Origin of the sequence: Streptococcus sp. 400_SSPC, assembly GCF_001072745.1 — a bacterium.
Lineage (GTDB): Bacteria > Bacillota > Bacilli > Lactobacillales > Streptococcaceae > Streptococcus > Streptococcus xiaochunlingii.
In genome coordinates this window covers 19,614-34,582 of sequence record NZ_JVIQ01000067.1, presented here as the reverse complement: position 1 = coordinate 34,582, position 14,969 = coordinate 19,614, and the positions used below count along the sequence as shown (strand labels likewise).

The 14,969-nt window shown below is 40.2% G+C and carries 14 protein-coding genes; 1 reads left to right on the top strand and 13 read right to left on the bottom strand.

Annotated features, from left to right (window positions below; translation table 11 throughout):
- Positions 1-212 precede the first annotated feature (212 nt).
- From ADH49_RS08525 to ADH49_RS08475, 12 genes are all read right to left on the bottom strand, one after another.
- Complete coding sequence (locus ADH49_RS08525; protein ID WP_048691637.1) at positions 213-2,195, bottom strand: peptide ABC transporter substrate-binding protein; 1,983 nt, start codon at positions 2,193-2,195, stop codon at positions 213-215.
- A 187-nt stretch (positions 2,196-2,382) separates the two neighbouring features.
- Complete coding sequence (locus tag ADH49_RS08520) at positions 2,383-3,057, bottom strand: CPBP family intramembrane glutamic endopeptidase (protein ID WP_048691634.1); 675 nt, start codon at positions 3,055-3,057, stop codon at positions 2,383-2,385.
- Between the two features lie 18 nt (positions 3,058-3,075).
- Positions 3,076-3,297, bottom strand: coding sequence for a hypothetical protein (locus tag ADH49_RS08515; RefSeq protein WP_048691632.1), 222 nt, complete (start codon positions 3,295-3,297; stop codon positions 3,076-3,078).
- 61 nt (positions 3,298-3,358) lie between these two features.
- Positions 3,359-3,499: a bacteriocin gene (locus ADH49_RS10120; protein ID WP_125389288.1), complete on the bottom strand. Its 141-nt coding sequence runs from the start codon at positions 3,497-3,499 to the stop codon at positions 3,359-3,361.
- A gap of 210 nt (positions 3,500-3,709) precedes the next feature.
- Positions 3,710-4,801 (bottom strand): glycerol dehydrogenase, encoded by a 1,092-nt coding sequence (locus ADH49_RS08510; RefSeq protein WP_048691630.1) that lies wholly within the window; start codon positions 4,799-4,801, stop codon positions 3,710-3,712.
- A gap of 14 nt (positions 4,802-4,815) precedes the next feature.
- Positions 4,816-5,484: a fructose-6-phosphate aldolase gene (locus tag ADH49_RS08505; RefSeq protein ID WP_048691628.1), complete on the bottom strand. Its 669-nt coding sequence runs from the start codon at positions 5,482-5,484 to the stop codon at positions 4,816-4,818.
- A 15-nt stretch (positions 5,485-5,499) separates the two neighbouring features.
- Complete coding sequence (locus ADH49_RS08500; protein WP_023027619.1) at positions 5,500-7,938, bottom strand: glycyl radical protein; 2,439 nt, start codon at positions 7,936-7,938, stop codon at positions 5,500-5,502.
- Between the two features lie 141 nt (positions 7,939-8,079).
- Positions 8,080-9,381 carry a PTS sugar transporter subunit IIC gene (locus tag ADH49_RS08495; RefSeq protein ID WP_048691625.1) on the bottom strand — a complete coding sequence of 434 codons (1,302 nt, stop codon included), beginning with the start codon at positions 9,379-9,381 and terminating at the stop codon, positions 8,080-8,082.
- Between the two features lie 11 nt (positions 9,382-9,392).
- Entirely contained in the window at positions 9,393-9,701 is a 309-nt protein-coding gene (locus ADH49_RS08490) for a PTS sugar transporter subunit IIB (RefSeq protein WP_013904534.1), read from the bottom strand.
- 13 nt (positions 9,702-9,714) lie between these two features.
- On the bottom strand, positions 9,715-10,038 hold the full coding sequence (locus tag ADH49_RS08485; protein WP_048691622.1) for a PTS lactose/cellobiose transporter subunit IIA: 324 nt from the start codon (positions 10,036-10,038) through the stop codon (positions 9,715-9,717).
- A gap of 166 nt (positions 10,039-10,204) precedes the next feature.
- Positions 10,205-11,176, bottom strand: coding sequence for a sugar-binding transcriptional regulator (locus ADH49_RS08480; RefSeq protein WP_048691620.1), 972 nt, complete (start codon positions 11,174-11,176; stop codon positions 10,205-10,207).
- Positions 11,177-11,190: 14 nt separating this feature from the next.
- Complete coding sequence (locus tag ADH49_RS08475) at positions 11,191-11,934, bottom strand: DeoR/GlpR family DNA-binding transcription regulator (protein WP_048691618.1); 744 nt, start codon at positions 11,932-11,934, stop codon at positions 11,191-11,193.
- 130 nt (positions 11,935-12,064) lie between these two features.
- On the opposite strand from ADH49_RS08475, the gene ADH49_RS08470 reads away from it, so the two are divergent.
- Positions 12,065-12,841 carry a glycyl-radical enzyme activating protein gene (locus ADH49_RS08470; protein WP_048691616.1) on the top strand — a complete coding sequence of 259 codons (777 nt, stop codon included), beginning with the start codon at positions 12,065-12,067 and terminating at the stop codon, positions 12,839-12,841.
- Between the two features lie 166 nt (positions 12,842-13,007).
- Here the strand turns inward: ADH49_RS08470 and ADH49_RS08465 are convergent, their stop codons facing one another.
- Positions 13,008-14,903 (bottom strand): M13 family metallopeptidase, encoded by a 1,896-nt coding sequence (locus ADH49_RS08465; protein WP_048691614.1) that lies wholly within the window; start codon positions 14,901-14,903, stop codon positions 13,008-13,010.
- Positions 14,904-14,969: the final 66 nt, after the last annotated feature.

Here is a 14,969-nt window from a genome sequence, read left to right as displayed (position 1 = left end):
AAAAGAGGCTGGGACAAAAGTCCTAGCCTCTCAATTGTCTTTGGATTATCGAGCAAAACGCAGTGGTTGAGTGGGCTCTACTTCGCTGATTTCATCAGCTTTTACAGCCCTACTCAACTGTGCGGAGGTGGGACGACGAAATCGAATTCTAACGAATTACCGATTTCTGTCCCATTCTCTTCCCTGTTCAATAGACAATTGCTCTTAAATTCCTAGTCTTCTACGTGACTTTCTAGTTCTTTTTGAGCTTTCTTATTGGATTCTTCTTTTTCTTTCTTCCATTGTTCACGCGCTTCATCGTACTCTTTGGCTGTCAAGACTTTGTCTTGCAATTCCAAGTACTTGTAGTTGAAGGATTGACCCTTGTGTCCTGTCCAAGCAAAGGCAGCTGAGTATGGAACTGTCTTACGCACACCTGGAGAGGCACCATCTGAATGAATCGGGATCAAGAGGGCACTATCTGTCAACCAAGCCTGAGCCTTAGCATATTTTTCATAGCGGGCATTGACATCTTTGGTTTCATTGTGCGCATCTTCGATCAATTGATCATATTCATCAAAACCAGCTTCTTTGGCTGCGGCATTATTGGTACCCGCATCAAATCCAAAGTAGGCATTGGCATTTTCACCCGTCTTAGAGTTTGTGATATCTAGGTAAGAAGATGGATCGGTATAGTCTGGTCCCCAACCCAAGTTATTGTTCAAATCCCAGTCTTGTTGAGAAGCATTTTCAGCAAAGTAGGTCACTCGTTGAAGATCATCCTCAGAAACCATTTTCAGGTCGATAACAACATTTTCTGACCCTAGGGTTGATTCAATCGATTGTTTAAAAGATTGGGCCTGTTTAACGCCTACAGTATAAGTTGATGCTACTGGAAGATCCAAATGAATTGGGAATTCAACTCCTTGACTTTGAAGTACTGTTTTAGCCTTAGCAAATTCTTCTTTTGCCTTATTTGGATTATAAAGAGTATCTTTTCCATCTGTAACAGATACTCCTTGCCATTCTTCCCCATGTTCTCCTAGATATTTTTCTACCGAGTTACCAAATTCTTTTCCATCAATTTGAACAAAGCTAGGTGGAACAAAAGTATTTCGAATAACCTTATCGGCAGATGCCTCACCATTAGCTTGAGCTACATATGCCTGACGATTAAATGCAAACAAGACTGCTTGACGGAAGTCCTTATTCAAGATTGCTTTCTTGGTTGAGCTCTTTTGAGCATCTGTCGTCTTCGTCGTAATCTCATAAGCTTGACGGTCAATATTGAAGGACAAGTTATAAGTAGAAGATCCTTGGTCACTAAAGACGATGTCATCTTTGTGTTTCTTCTCTACACTCTTATAGTTGGAACCATTCGGAAAGACACGGGCAACCGTAAAGTCTCCGTTATCAAAGCCACGAATCAAAGATTCTGAATCTTGTCCATCATAATAGGTTAGCTTGACCTTAGAAATTTTTACATTATCAGCATCCCAATAAGAGGGATTTTTTTCAAGGGTCACAACAGATTTAGATGTGATGGATTTAATCAAGTATGGGCCACAATAAAGAATACTAGAAGGGTTAGTGCCTTGACCGTAGTCATCCCCTTTAGAATCTAAGAATTCTTTATTAACTGGCATCAAAATGCCCATGGTGGTTTTAGAATTCCAGAAACTTTCAGGCTGATTCAACGTATACTCAACGGTATAATCATCAATAGCCTTGACTCCAACAGTAGAGAAATCTTTGGATTTTCCAGATACATAATCATCCAATCCTTTCACTGACTTCTGGACCAAGTAAAGAGCTTGAGACTTTTTATCCGCAGCATGTTGAAGCCCCGTCACAAAGTCTTGAGCCTTAACTTCTCCGAATTCTTCCCCCTCAGCGGTTACCCATTTAACCCCTTTACGGAGCTTATAAGTGTATGTCAAACCATCCTTTGAGACAGACCAATCCTTAGCAAGAGATGAAATTAAGTTCCCATACTGATCCACTTCTAATAAGCCATCTTCAGCATTTCCTGTAAATTCTGAAGTTGATTGCTTATTGGACAGAGAATAATCTAATGTATCTGGATCAGTAGTGTAAACATAGCTAAAAACTTTTTCACCCGAACTTGAAGATTTCCCTCCTTGTGAGCAGGCTACCAGTGCGCTTACAGACAAAAGTAGAGCGCCGGTGGCTAAGAGTAGCTTCCCTTTTTTCATATGGATCACCTCTGTATAAAATGTTATTCTTCATATTAAATTATAGCACTTTGTGGAAAAATGTAAACGTTTAACTGTATAATATTTCAAAAGTTAAGAAAAATAGTGGTTTTGATTCCATACAAAAAGCAGTATTGAACTGCTTCTTTGATGATGAATAAAAGCCCCTGCCACTATCTCCCCTTGCTTAAATCCCACTGACCAGGAGGGATACGAGGGTAAGGAAGCTATTCCAAGAGGCATGCTGAAGGATGGCCCAGTAGATCGATTTGGTATAGCGCAGGACCGCACAAAATAGCAGGCCCGGTACCAAGTAAACGATAAAGCTTGGCAAATCCCAACCATGCTGCCAGACATGCGAGAGGCTGAACAAGGAAGCAGACACCAGCATATCCAGCTTATACTTCTGATAAGATGCCAACGCCGTCATGACCAAATCACGAAAGACTAGTTCTTCCACAATAGGAGCCAGCAAGCAGGCATAGACATAACGTATCAATACCAAGGCCCAGCCTGACAAACCACTAGATACTTCTGCAAGGGCTACGGAATTCTTAGTCGGTGGAAATACCTCTGCAGAAAACATATCCCATAAAAAGTGAGCAAGAAAAACAAGCACAAAAACCGCAAAATAAGAAGCTTTAAAAGTAAATTTCCCGTACAAGTCCCAACGACGACTCTTTACCAAGAGTGTAACGGCTAACCCCCCAATCAATCCAATCAACAAGAGGAGCAAGCCATAATAAGAGTCATCCGATAGGTGGCCCACTAAATCCGTTGGGAGCCCCACGTTAAAAAGCGCAAAATTGATGCAGAGAATCCCTAGTGTCGCGAGTTGAAACGGTCTGTCTGTCTTTCTCATTGCATTCACCTTTCAATCTTACTTTCTTTTTCTACTAAACGCTGGCGCAATTTGCATTAACCAGCCAAAACCGCTACTCGTCGGAGACATTCCTTGATTCCCCCAGCCCGGGTAAATTCCAGAGGTTCCCCAGCCACCGCCACCATATGTTAGTTCAGGACTTCTGGTCGGAGTAATCACCCCTCCAACGGTTTGTTCAAGTTCATTTGTTGTCAATTCTGTTTCTGCATAGATTTTCATTTTTTCTCCTATTCTTCCTATCTAGATTTCAAAACACCATGATCAAGATTGCTATCATATCTTAAATACGAGCGAGCGGTGGTCGCTTCACAAAGCCAGGACGTCCAATCTCAATCTTATCTGACTGACCTGAAATCACATTTGGGCGAGAACCCCCACCTCCTACAATTTGTTCCAATTCTTTTTGACTACATTCTATCATTTCATTTCCTCCAATTTGTATTTGTAACGCTACCTCCTGAGTCTATCAAAAATCGGAGCATTTGCCTTTGATCCTTCTATATGGTTGCATTTTTCAGCTATGTGGAAGGGAAAAGCTATTCATTCAGAAGGATACACCTCCAAATCAAACGAAACGACCAACCATCAAAAAAACCATCGCCAACAGACGATGGTTTCTGTATTTCTTTGATTAGCCTAAGGACTTGACATAAGCATCTACTGCTACAATGGCTTGGGCAATATCAGAGGCTTGTACCTTGAATGGCATTTGATGGATGGTTTCTCCTTCGATGGTGGCTTGTTGGCCAACCTTGAGAAGATCTTCGTAGCTTGCATTTTCAAGATGCATTTCTTTCAGAGTGGTTGGCATACCTATTTGTTGATAGAAACGAATGTATTTATTCAATTCTTCTTTAGGACGATTTTCCAAGAACAATTGAACCAAGGTTCCATAAGCAACTTTTTCACCGTGAGTCAAATGGTGGATATCGCCAGTGAGGGCAGTAAAACCATTATGGATGGCATGAGCTGCTGCCAAACCACCACTTTCAAATCCAATCCCACTGAGAAGAGTATTGGCTTCAATGATGTTTTCAAGAGCAGGCGTTACCACTTTGGCTTCACAAGCAGCCATGGCTTGGAGTCCGTCTGCAAATAAAATTTCTTCACAACGTTGCGCAATCGCGACACCAGCTAAAGTTTGGTGTTTGCCTAGCATGTTTTTTCCGTTGGCTTGCATCACCGCACGCGCTTCAACCCAAGTCGCTAAGCCATCTGCGATACCAGAAGCGAGTAAACGTTTTGGTGCTTGAGAGATAACTTTGCTATCCACCAAGACCAATTCTGGGTTTTTAGAATAGAAGATATAGCGAGCAAAGGCACCTTCATCCGTGTAGATAACTGACAAGGCTGAAACCGGAGCATCTGTAGAGGCAATGGTCGGAGCAATGACAACTGGTGATTTTAGAAGATCGGCAATGGCTTTTGCACTATCGATGGTCTTTCCTCCGCCAAGTCCGATGACTAAGTCACAGCCATTCTCTTCTGCCAGACTGACCACACGATTGATTTCATTATCAGAAGCTTCACCATTGAAGAATACTGGCAAAACTGTAAAGCCATACCGAAGGAGATACTTTTCAAAACGTTCCCCTACGATATCATAGACTACTGAATCACAGAGTAAAACGGGATGACTCCCCAGTTCTAAAATAGGTTTTGCATTTTCAAATAAAGCATTTTCACCTTGAATGTAACGAGATGGACTTGCAAAATTTCTCATACACTCCTCCTTTATCAAATTGTATTCTTATGATGAACGGCTGACCAATCTGCTTCGAAGTCATCTACTGCTTTTGCAATAGAAGGCATTCCAAAAGCTGCTTCAAATACATCTGCCCCTGCCGTAATTGCTTGTGTTCCTTCTTTAAATGCTCGATTAACTTGAGCTACATTTTTAAAGGAAGCTGCTAGAATTTTGCTTGATGAATGATTACGCTCTATGGCACTCGCTAACTGAGAAATAACCTGAGCTGAATCAATGTTTAAGTTTTCCATACGATTGTAATAAGGTGCTAAATAGTCGGCTCCTGCCTCAATCGCTAACAGCCCTTGAAAAACAGTATAGATTGCTGTTGCAGTAATTTTGTAACCCTCTGCTTTTAACACTTTAATTGCAGCAAGTCCTTCAAGTGTTACTGGGACTTTAATATAGGTGTTTTCATCGCATTGTTCGCGAATTTTAGCCGCATCTTTCAAAATTCCTTCATAATCTTTTGCGACAACTTGAACATGGATGGAAGGAGAGCCCCCAATGATTTCTCGCACCTTATGGATACGATCAAAAAAATCAATGTCCCCTTCTTTTTTAGCAATTGTTGGGTTCGAAGTTACCCCAGCAAGGGGTAACACTCGTGCCCATTTTTTTATCTCATCTAAATTTAAAGTATCAAGCATAAATTCCATATACATACCTCTTTACTATAGAGTATGCTCTGTCCGTCCAATAATATCATCTTGTGTAGCTCTTGATAGTACATTGAAGAAAGCTGAGTAGCCTGCAACACGTACAATTAAGTCACGGTGTTTTTCCGGATGTTTTTGAGCATCTAACAACGTTTCTCTAGAAACCACATTGTATTGAATATGGTAGCCATGTAGACGATTAAAGAACGTACGGAGTAAAGCAATAAGTTTTAATTTATCTTCTTCTTTGGCTAAAGTTTGTGGGTTTACTTTTTGGTTCAGTAAAACACCACCAACAATTTCATCTGTTGGCAATTTAGAAACAGATTTTAGAACAGATGTTGGGCCATGTTGGTCCATATTGTGGGATGGAGAGCATCCTTCTGCTAGTGGAGTTCCAGCATTACGACCGTCCGGAGTAGCTAATGTTCCACGACCTTGTCCTACATTGGCTGAAATAGAAGATGTACCTGAGTAACGGATACCACCGATTGGCCCACGTCCATAGCGAGTATTTGGATATTTAGCAATTTCATCCACATAAATATCGTATGCTTCTCGAACTAAGCTGTCTGCATAGTCATCATCGTTTCCATACTTCGGTGCATCATGGATAAGCATCTCTTGGATTTCTTTTCCACGTTCGCCCTCGTAATCGGTTTCCAGAGCATGCCATAGCTCTTGTGGCGTTAAGCGTCCTTCTTCGAATACCAGTTTCTTGATTGCTGCAAGTGAATCGGATAAGTTTGCAATACCCACTTGTAGACCAGAAATATAATCGTAGACAGCTCCACCTTCTTTTAGGTGTTTTCCACGTCCAATACAGTCATCTGTCAAAGCTGAACAGAGGATATCTGGCACTTCTCTTTCAAGAGATAGGTCGATCGAGTTTTCTACGATCACACTCATGCGGGTTAAGTGACGCAAAGTCTTGTCCCAAGCAGTCTGCAATTCATCGAAGCTCTTCATGTCTTTAAAATGGCCGAAGCTTGGTGCAAAGCGCTTGCCAGAAGCAGGATCGATTCCATCATTCATCGTGATGAGCAAAACTTTAGGGAAGTTCATATAACTCATACCTGTACAGCGATATCCCCATTTACCTGGAACAGCTGTTTCTACACAACCAATTGCACTGTAATCATAAGCATCTTCTTCAAGAACACCTTTTGAAATAAAGGATGGAATAATGATCTCATCATTATTGAAAGCAGGCATACCGAATCCGAGCTTCATAACTTCAATACATTCGTTCATGAAGCGGGCATCCAAACCAGCATGGTAACGAACAGTTAAGTTTGGTTGAGGAAGGTGAGTTTGAGCAACAGACTTCAACACTAAATAAGACAATGGGTTAACGGCATCTTTCTTATCACGCGTTTGACCACCAATCGTAACGTTTTGATATAGCGGACTACCTGCAGATGAGAAGGTATGTGCTTGACTACGTACTTTGTTAATTGTAATAGTCTTAATCCAAAGGTTGGTCAAGCGTTCAACAATACTCTCTTCAGTTTCCCGTCCACTTTCCAAATCAGCTTTAACGTATGGATACATATATTGGTCAAAACGGCCATATGAAAGTGAGTGTCCATTTGATTCAATCTGAAGAATACATTGGATAAACCAAACGGACTGAACAGCCTCTGCAAATGTACTTGCAGGCTCGTATGGAACTTTTGAGCAAATCTCTGCAATTTCAAGCAATTCCTTCTTACGTTCAGGAGTTGCTGTTTCAGCAAGTTGTTTAGCAAGTTCCACAAATCGTTGAGCATAGGTCTTAACAGCATCAACTACGATAAAGATAGAATCGTAAAAATGGTACTTATCAATGCTAGCTGGATCCGTTAGATCTAGGGCTGCTTTAGCTTGGCGAGCTCTTTCTTCAAAACCTTTCAAGCCATATTGCAATAATTTTTGATAATTGACTGCTAAGTGGGCATCTCCTGAATTCATCTTCCCTTCCATACCGAAGAATCCTGTTTCCATATAAACAGATACTTCTTCAGGTAGAAGAGCTCCAGCTCTTGCACGTAAGTTATTATTTTCCCAGAACGGTGCGATACTACGGAGCTGCTCTTTCGTTTCTTCCGTAATATAGAAGACGTCACCATCCCGCTTTTCAAAAAGATCCAATTCCTTCAGAACGAACTCTAAAGTATATTCTGGGAAGATCGGAGCATCTTTATTAGAGGATGCTTGGTTTCCAGCAATCATGGATTCATCCTCAATATAGATTGTCATATTTTCAAGAATCTCTTTCAACATATAGGCACGTTTAAGAACATTTGGTTGTTCCTTATAACGATCATATGCCTTAGTTGCAAGAACAGCACGTTCAGCGTCGATATAAGGCTTCTTGTTTAAGACGTCTTCACGATACTTATTCATGCGTTCAGTGAGGCTTCCAAAATATTCTGTTTTAATGCTTGTACTTGCTACTTCTACTTGTTTCATTTTTTCAAAACCTTTCTTTTGAAATTATTTTGTTTTCTTTCGTAACTATAGTAGCATTAAACTTTACGAATTTCAATGAATTATGGATAATACCTATAAATTCTATTCTAGTCGCACATCTGTGCATTCCTAATAAACGCACTATTTTTCAGCCTGTAATTCGTTGTTATAGGCAAGATTATCTTGGAATTTGAAGAATGGGAAATATACGACAGTCGAGGTTGCAAGAACTAGCACTTGAACGAACGCACCTTGCCAACCTCCAACCATAAATCCAGAAATAATGGCTGGTGTACTCCAAGGAAGGGTCACACCTGAGAATGGATGCATGAACCCAATAGCAATTGAAGTATAAACAATTATCGCTGCTAAAATTGGAACGATAATAAATGGAAGGAACATCACTGGGTTCATTACAATTGGGAAGCCAAATACGACGGGTTCATTAACATTGAAGATTGCAGGAAAAGCTGCAACTTTCCCAAGTGCCTTATATTGTTTTGACTTAGCAGCAAATAACATAGCAATAACCAAACCAAAGGTTATACCTGATCCAGACAAAATAAGGAAACTATCTAGGAATTGTTGGGTTACAATGTGGGCACCATTTTCAACGGATAACTTCCCAGCTGCCAACATTGATTTATTAGCATCCAGGTTAGAAAGTAGCAAGGCTGTTACTACACCATTGACAACTGATTGTCCGTGCACACCAAACCACCATAAGAACGAAATAAAGAAGGCAATTCCAATCGCTCCGTAAAGTGATCCTGTTAGACCTTGTAGAGGAACCTGAATGACATCATAGATCATTTCAATGAAGGTACCGCCACTTGTCACTACTTTTGATACGATATAGACAATCATTGATAGTAAGAAAATCACGAAAGCAGGAATCATCGCTTCAAATTGTTTGGCAATGGCTTGAGGTACTTGTTCTGGCATTTTAATAACAATATGTCTTTGGATAAACACAGTATAAATCGCACCAACTACCAGACCAATAATAATAGCACCGATAATCCCTTGACCACCAAACCATACTTTTGCAATGGCATCGCCAATCGGTTCTCCCTTAGCTGGTACATAAGAAGATTTTAACAAGATAAAGAATGAAGATAGGGACAAAACTCCTGCTGGCAAAGGTTCTACACCACTGTTTTTAGCATATGAATAACCAATGGAGAAGCAAGAAATTAATCCCATGATGGCGAATGTTCCTGAATAAACCTGCATAAATGGCTCTGTCCATGTATCGCCAAATACACTAGCAATAGCCTGATTAAGACCTTCAAATGGTAATTGCCCAATAATCAGAAACAAACTACCAACTACCGTTAATGGAAGGATCGCTAACATCCCATCTTTAAGAGCAATAATTCCTTTCATGTTTACAAAACGCATGATTGGAGCGATAATTTTCTGAGAATTAAAATTAGACATGGGAAGCCTCCTTATTTTTCTCCTAGCAATTCTAGAGCTAGATTTAGTACTTTCTTACCATCCAACATCCCATAATCTGCCATAGGGATGACAGCAATAGGAATATGGTTTGCCTCACAAATCGCTTTTGATTTATCCAAAGTATAAGCTACTTGAGGGCCCAACAATGCAACATCGATTTCTGGGGCAAAATCTGCTAATTTCGCTTGAGAATAGGCATCGATTTCAGCATCAATCCCTAATTCCTTAGCCGCCACCTTCATATTATTTACCAACATTCCTGTTGAAAATCCTGCTGCACAAAACAATCCAATTTTCATCTTCTTTTCCTCCTTATTGTTTCGCTGAAAGTTCTTTACGTAAGTCAATCATTTCTTTAATCAAGTTAATCTCTGTGATTGAAGTCATTAAGTGATCTTGTGAGTGCACAAACAGAGCTGTAATATCTGTCTTTGTCCCACCTGCTTCCTGGGCTAAAAATTGTGTTTGCAGGTTATGCGCTTCTAGCAATGCTGCATCTGCTTTTGCAATTTCGCCTTCAGAAGATGTAAAATCGCCCTCCTTAGCATATGATAAAGCTTGGTAAATATGCTGTTTAGCATCACCCGCATTTAAAATCAATCCCATAATAATTTGGTCTGCAACAATTATTTCCATGTGCACTACACTCCTTTGTCAATCTACTGAAAGCGCTTTTTCTATTGTCAATATACCATTTATATTTTTGCCGGTCAATAAAAATCGCAACATTTGATTGTTGTTTTTGATTTTTGCACATTTGTGCTTTTTGACTCAAAAAAATAAGGACCGCATTCCTGCTGTCCTATTTTTTAGTAAATTGCTGATCACCATCTAATTCTAAAACTTTTAAGATCGTCGCTTCATCTGTGACTAAATGATTGATATAGTTGGCTTTCAAAACCGATAAAATAGCTTTTGCTTTCTGATCACCGTAGGCTAAAGAGATGGTGTTTGGTACCTTTCTTAATTCCTCCAATGTGATAGATATTGTTCTTTCCTGTAATTCAGGATAAACGGGGACACCTTCTTGATCAAAGAAACGACAGCATACTTCTCCTACAGCCTGTTCTGACTTCAATTTCTTAAAATCATTCGATGTCAGCATATCAAACCACTGAGGATTCTTGCTATCTGCATGGCCACCAATCCCCACAGCCGCAACATCCAAGCAACGCCAACTAGCTTTCAAATCCTCAAAATACTTAGAAGATAAGATACCTTCCGTCACCTCAGAATTTTCTTGAATGACACTCGCGTTTATAAAATGACATTCCCCATGAAATTTACTCGCCATACTGTAGATCAGCGTATTGACATGGTAGCGAGCATGAATATGACTGGGACCTCCAGCTAGGGGATAAAACTGAACACCATCCAAACGCTTCGTTCCAACTTGTTCTACCATTAATCTGAGAGACTTGCCCCATGAAAATCCGACTGTCATTCCATCTTCAATCAAATTACGCAGCATGACCGCACTTGCTTGAGCCAGTCGCTTTTCAAGGCTTTCTCGAGGCTCATCAACTAGATTCGGTATAATTTCGATAGCTTTTAAGCCATATTTTTGTTTGATATAATTTTCTAAATGGAAGAGGCGAGTATCAAAGTTTTCGATTTCAATTTTTACAACGCCCTCTTTCTTGGCCTCTGCTAGCATTCTGCTGACAGTTGTACGGTAGATTCCAGTTTCTGCTGCGATTTGCGATTGACTTTTGTCTTCAACATAGTATAGATAGGCTAATTTAGCAAGTAACTTTTTCCGTTCATCTTTCAATTGGCTTCTCCTTCTTATACTAAAGTTAAAATCGTTTGTGAATCCTCAAGTTTTTCTTTCGCTTCTTGAGATATATTCTTATCTGTTATGACTCTCGAAACTTGTGAAAGTGCAAATCGTCTGACGGTTCCACATTTCCCAAATTTACTTGAATCTGTCAAGACAACCACTTCCTTAGAAACATCGGACATAGCTTGAACAACTTCACTTCTCATCATATCTTTCCCAGTAAAACCAAGTTCATCATCATATCCGTCAACCCCTACAAAAGCAAAGGGAACTCTAAACGAGCGGATTAATTCTTTCAAAAGCGGACCTACAGTCACTCTCGATTCTTTTTGAAATTCACCACCAAGTAGGATGATTTTACAAGAATCATATTCCTGAATATAATCTGCAATAAAGTAAGAATTTGTCACAATCTTGACATTCTTTTTTGTTTGGCAAATTTCTTCCGCTAGCAAAGCACATGTAGAGCCCGATTCAATCAAAACCGTGTCGTTATCCTTAATTAATTTAGCAGCTTCCCTGGCTATTCTTTTCTTGGTATCATATTGAAAGGACAATCGAACATTGATATCATCTCCACTATTTAAAACAGCATAGCCGTGTTCTCTATGCAATAATCCTTTGGATTCTAGCTTGTCCAAATCCTTTCGAATGGTCACTTTAGAGACTTGTAATTTCTCAGACAAGCTATTAACATCAATCTTTTCAAATTCCGATACTAATTTCAATATTTCATCTAAACGTTGCATTGTTTTTACCTCTTTTCTATTTTAGCAAATTTTCGAGTGAATTCAAAACAAAATAAACTTTCGTTCGTAATTGAATTAGTTTCTTAAATAATGTATAATGGACTTACTAGATTGATAGGAGAGCAAAAATATGGAACAAAATCGTGGCATAATCTTTAATATCCAACACTTTAGTATCCATGATGGCCCTGGCATCCGAACTACTGTATTTCTAAAAGGATGTCCCCTACGTTGTCCATGGTGCTCCAATCCTGAATCCCAGCGTGCAAATCCTGAAAAAATGTTGGATGCTGTTACTAAAAAGGAAACCATCACAGGAGAAGAAAAAACAGTTACCGAGATCATAGATGATGTCTTAAAAGACGTTGACTTTTACGAAGAATCTGGTGGTGGCCTTACTCTGTCTGGCGGAGAAATCTTCGCTCAATTTGAATTTGCCAAAGCAATCTTAAAAGCTGCGAAAGAAGTTGGACTTCATACTGCAATCGAAACGACAGCTTTTGTTGAACATGAGAAATTTGTCGATCTCATTCAGTATGTTGATTTTATTTATACAGACCTTAAACATTACAATACACTTAAACATAAGAAGGTTGTCGGAGTCAACAATCATCTGATTATTAAAAATATTCATTATGCCTTTGCTCAAAACAAAACAATCGTTTTACGTATTCCAGTCATTCCTAATTTCAATGACTCTTTAACTGATGCTGAAGAATTTGCTTCCCTTTTTAATTCTCTCAACATCGATGAAGTACAACTGCTCCCATTTCACCAGTTTGGAGAAAACAAATACAAGCTTTTAGGACGTCGCTATGAAATGGAAGGAATAAAAGCCCTGCATCCAGAAGATTTATATGACTACCAGCAAGTTTTTTTAGATCATGACATTCACTGTTATTTCTAATCCACTCAAAAATCCCCAAAGCTAGTTTCAATTTACTGAAACTTGGCTTTGGGGATTTCTTATTCTTTCACGAGCATCGAGAAAAAGAGAGATTGCCTGGTGAGCATGGCCCACATGGTCAATCTCCTATTTTCTTCTCGCTTTTTTTACGGGCTTAGTATCTTAATTACCAAATAATCACACGGTCTTCTGGTGCGCGCCACATGCCGTCGCCTTCTTTGACATCAAAGGTTTCAAAGAATTCGTCAAAGTTTGGTAATTGGACATTGGTGCGGAGTTTTCCTGGTGCGTGGACATCGACACTTGCGAGGAGTTGCATGTACTCTGTTCGGGCTTTCATGCGCCAGATGCGAGCAAAGTTGGTGAAGAATTCTTCTGCTGAGAAATCTTCCTCTTTCTTAGCGGCTTCAAGAGCTGCAGCGATACCACCGAGGTCTGCTACGTTTTCAGAAACGGTCAATTTCCCGTTGATCTTGGCACCGTATGAGTCTTGACCTTCGAACTGATCGATGGCTTTTTGAGTACGAGCGGTAAAGGCTTCGTAATCTTCTGGCTTCCACCAGTCTTTCAAGCTACCGTGCTCGTCAAAGGAGGCTCCATTGGTGTCAAAGGCGTGGGAGATTTCATGGGCAATGACCGCACCGATTCCGCCGTAGTTGGCTGATGATGATTGGTGAAGGTCATAGAAAGGTGCTTGTAAAATCGCTGCTGGGAAGACGATTTGGTTTTGTTGCGGATCATAGTAAGCATTGACCATATTAGCTGGCATGTGCCATTCGCTCCGATCGACTGGTTGGTTCCACTTGCTCCAAGTATGGGCAATGGAAATTTCATAGAGAGCTTGAGCATTTTCCACCAAGGTCTTGCTCTCGTCGATAATCTTTTTGGCGTATGTTTCTGGTAATTTTTCAGGGTAGCCAATATGCGGTGTAATGACATTGAGTTTGACAATGGCTTTTTCACGAGTTTCAGGAGCGAGCCAGTCTGCTTTTTCTAAGCGCTCCTTGTAGACGTCAATCATGGTCGCTACTTTATGCTCTACGTCTGCTTTTGCTTCTGGTGAGAATTTTTCTCCCGCATACCAGAGTCCAAGCGCTTGGCTATAAGGTCCTTCTGCCAAGGCCAAAGCGGCTTTTTCTTTTGGACGAGGTTCTGGAATCCCCGTGATGATCCGTCCATATTCACCAGACAAGACACGGATTTCTTCGGTCAAGAAAGACGTCCAATCTAAGGCTGCACCGAGTTTCAATTTGGCATGAATGGTTTCCCAGTTGGCTGCCGAGTAGTATTTTGGTGCAAATTCTTTCCAGAAACGCTCTTCTGGCACGATGATTTTATCTGGTGTTTGTCCGATCACTTCAGTAAAGAAGGCATCGAGTGGCAATTCTGGAACCAAGGCCTTGAAATCTGCCCACTCATAAGGATGGTAGAGTTTGTTGTACTCTGATCTTTCTTCATTTGACAAGACATATTTGGCTAATTCTGCGTCCGCTGCAATGACCTTATCCAGGATATCTTTGATTTCTTCCTCTGAGAAATCAAATTTTGCCAAGAGTTTTTCCATCATTTGGCGCCAGATAGCCAGCAATTCTGGTCCTTTTTCGTTTCCTTCTTCATAGTAGGTCGTATCTGGCAAGATGAGAGCAAGAGACTCTCCCCACAAGACATTCATTTGAGCATTCATAAAGTCTGGTGACACGCTAAATGGCATGAGATTTGGTTTACCAGCTAGTTCATAGGTCCCCAACTTGCTGGTATAGTCTTCAAAAGAAGACAGAGCCTTAATTTCATTGATCAAGGGCATGACTGTTGCTACACCAGCTGCTTCCCGCGCATCAAAATCTGCCACCATTTTGTGGTATTTGACAAAGTTTTGCAGAATGCTGTCTTCAGGCAATTCTTCTCCCCGTTGCCATTTTCCGGTAATATCCAACATCAAGTTTTCGATATCTTGGATCAAGTCCATAAAACCACCAGTTGACGGTTTGTCATCAGGAATAACAGCTGTCTCAGCCCATTCCCCATTGACGTAATCATAAAAATCATCTTGTAAACGTACCATGATCTTCTCACTTTCATTCTTTTCTATTAACCTTATCAAAAATAGGTCTATTTTTCAATGATTACA

What these genes read in the sequence shown, in the direction of transcription:
- ADH49_RS08525 (WP_048691637.1), bottom strand. Translation starts at nt 2,195, where the DNA reads ATGAAAAAAGGGAAGCTACTCTTAGCCACCGGCGCTCTACTTTTGTCT.
- ADH49_RS08520 (WP_048691634.1), bottom strand. Translation starts at nt 3,057, where the DNA reads ATGAGAAAGACAGACAGACCGTTTCAACTCGCGACACTAGGGATTCTC.
- ADH49_RS08515 (WP_048691632.1), bottom strand. Translation starts at nt 3,297, where the DNA reads ATGAAAATCTATGCAGAAACAGAATTGACAACAAATGAACTTGAACAA.
- ADH49_RS10120 (WP_125389288.1), bottom strand. Translation starts at nt 3,499, where the DNA reads ATGATAGAATGTAGTCAAAAAGAATTGGAACAAATTGTAGGAGGTGGG.
- ADH49_RS08510 (WP_048691630.1), bottom strand. Translation starts at nt 4,801, where the DNA reads ATGAGAAATTTTGCAAGTCCATCTCGTTACATTCAAGGTGAAAATGCT.
- ADH49_RS08505 (WP_048691628.1), bottom strand. Translation starts at nt 5,484, where the DNA reads ATGGAATTTATGCTTGATACTTTAAATTTAGATGAGATAAAAAAATGG.
- ADH49_RS08500 (WP_023027619.1), bottom strand. Translation starts at nt 7,938, where the DNA reads ATGAAACAAGTAGAAGTAGCAAGTACAAGCATTAAAACAGAATATTTT.
- ADH49_RS08495 (WP_048691625.1), bottom strand. Translation starts at nt 9,381, where the DNA reads ATGTCTAATTTTAATTCTCAGAAAATTATCGCTCCAATCATGCGTTTT.
- ADH49_RS08490 (WP_013904534.1), bottom strand. Translation starts at nt 9,701, where the DNA reads ATGAAAATTGGATTGTTTTGTGCAGCAGGATTTTCAACAGGAATGTTG.
- ADH49_RS08485 (WP_048691622.1), bottom strand. Translation starts at nt 10,038, where the DNA reads ATGGAAATAATTGTTGCAGACCAAATTATTATGGGATTGATTTTAAAT.
- ADH49_RS08475 (WP_048691618.1), bottom strand. Translation starts at nt 11,934, where the DNA reads ATGCAACGTTTAGATGAAATATTGAAATTAGTATCGGAATTTGAAAAG.
- ADH49_RS08470 (WP_048691616.1), top strand. Translation starts at nt 12,065, where the DNA reads ATGGAACAAAATCGTGGCATAATCTTTAATATCCAACACTTTAGTATC.
- ADH49_RS08465 (WP_048691614.1), bottom strand. Translation starts at nt 14,903, where the DNA reads ATGGTACGTTTACAAGATGATTTTTATGATTACGTCAATGGGGAATGG.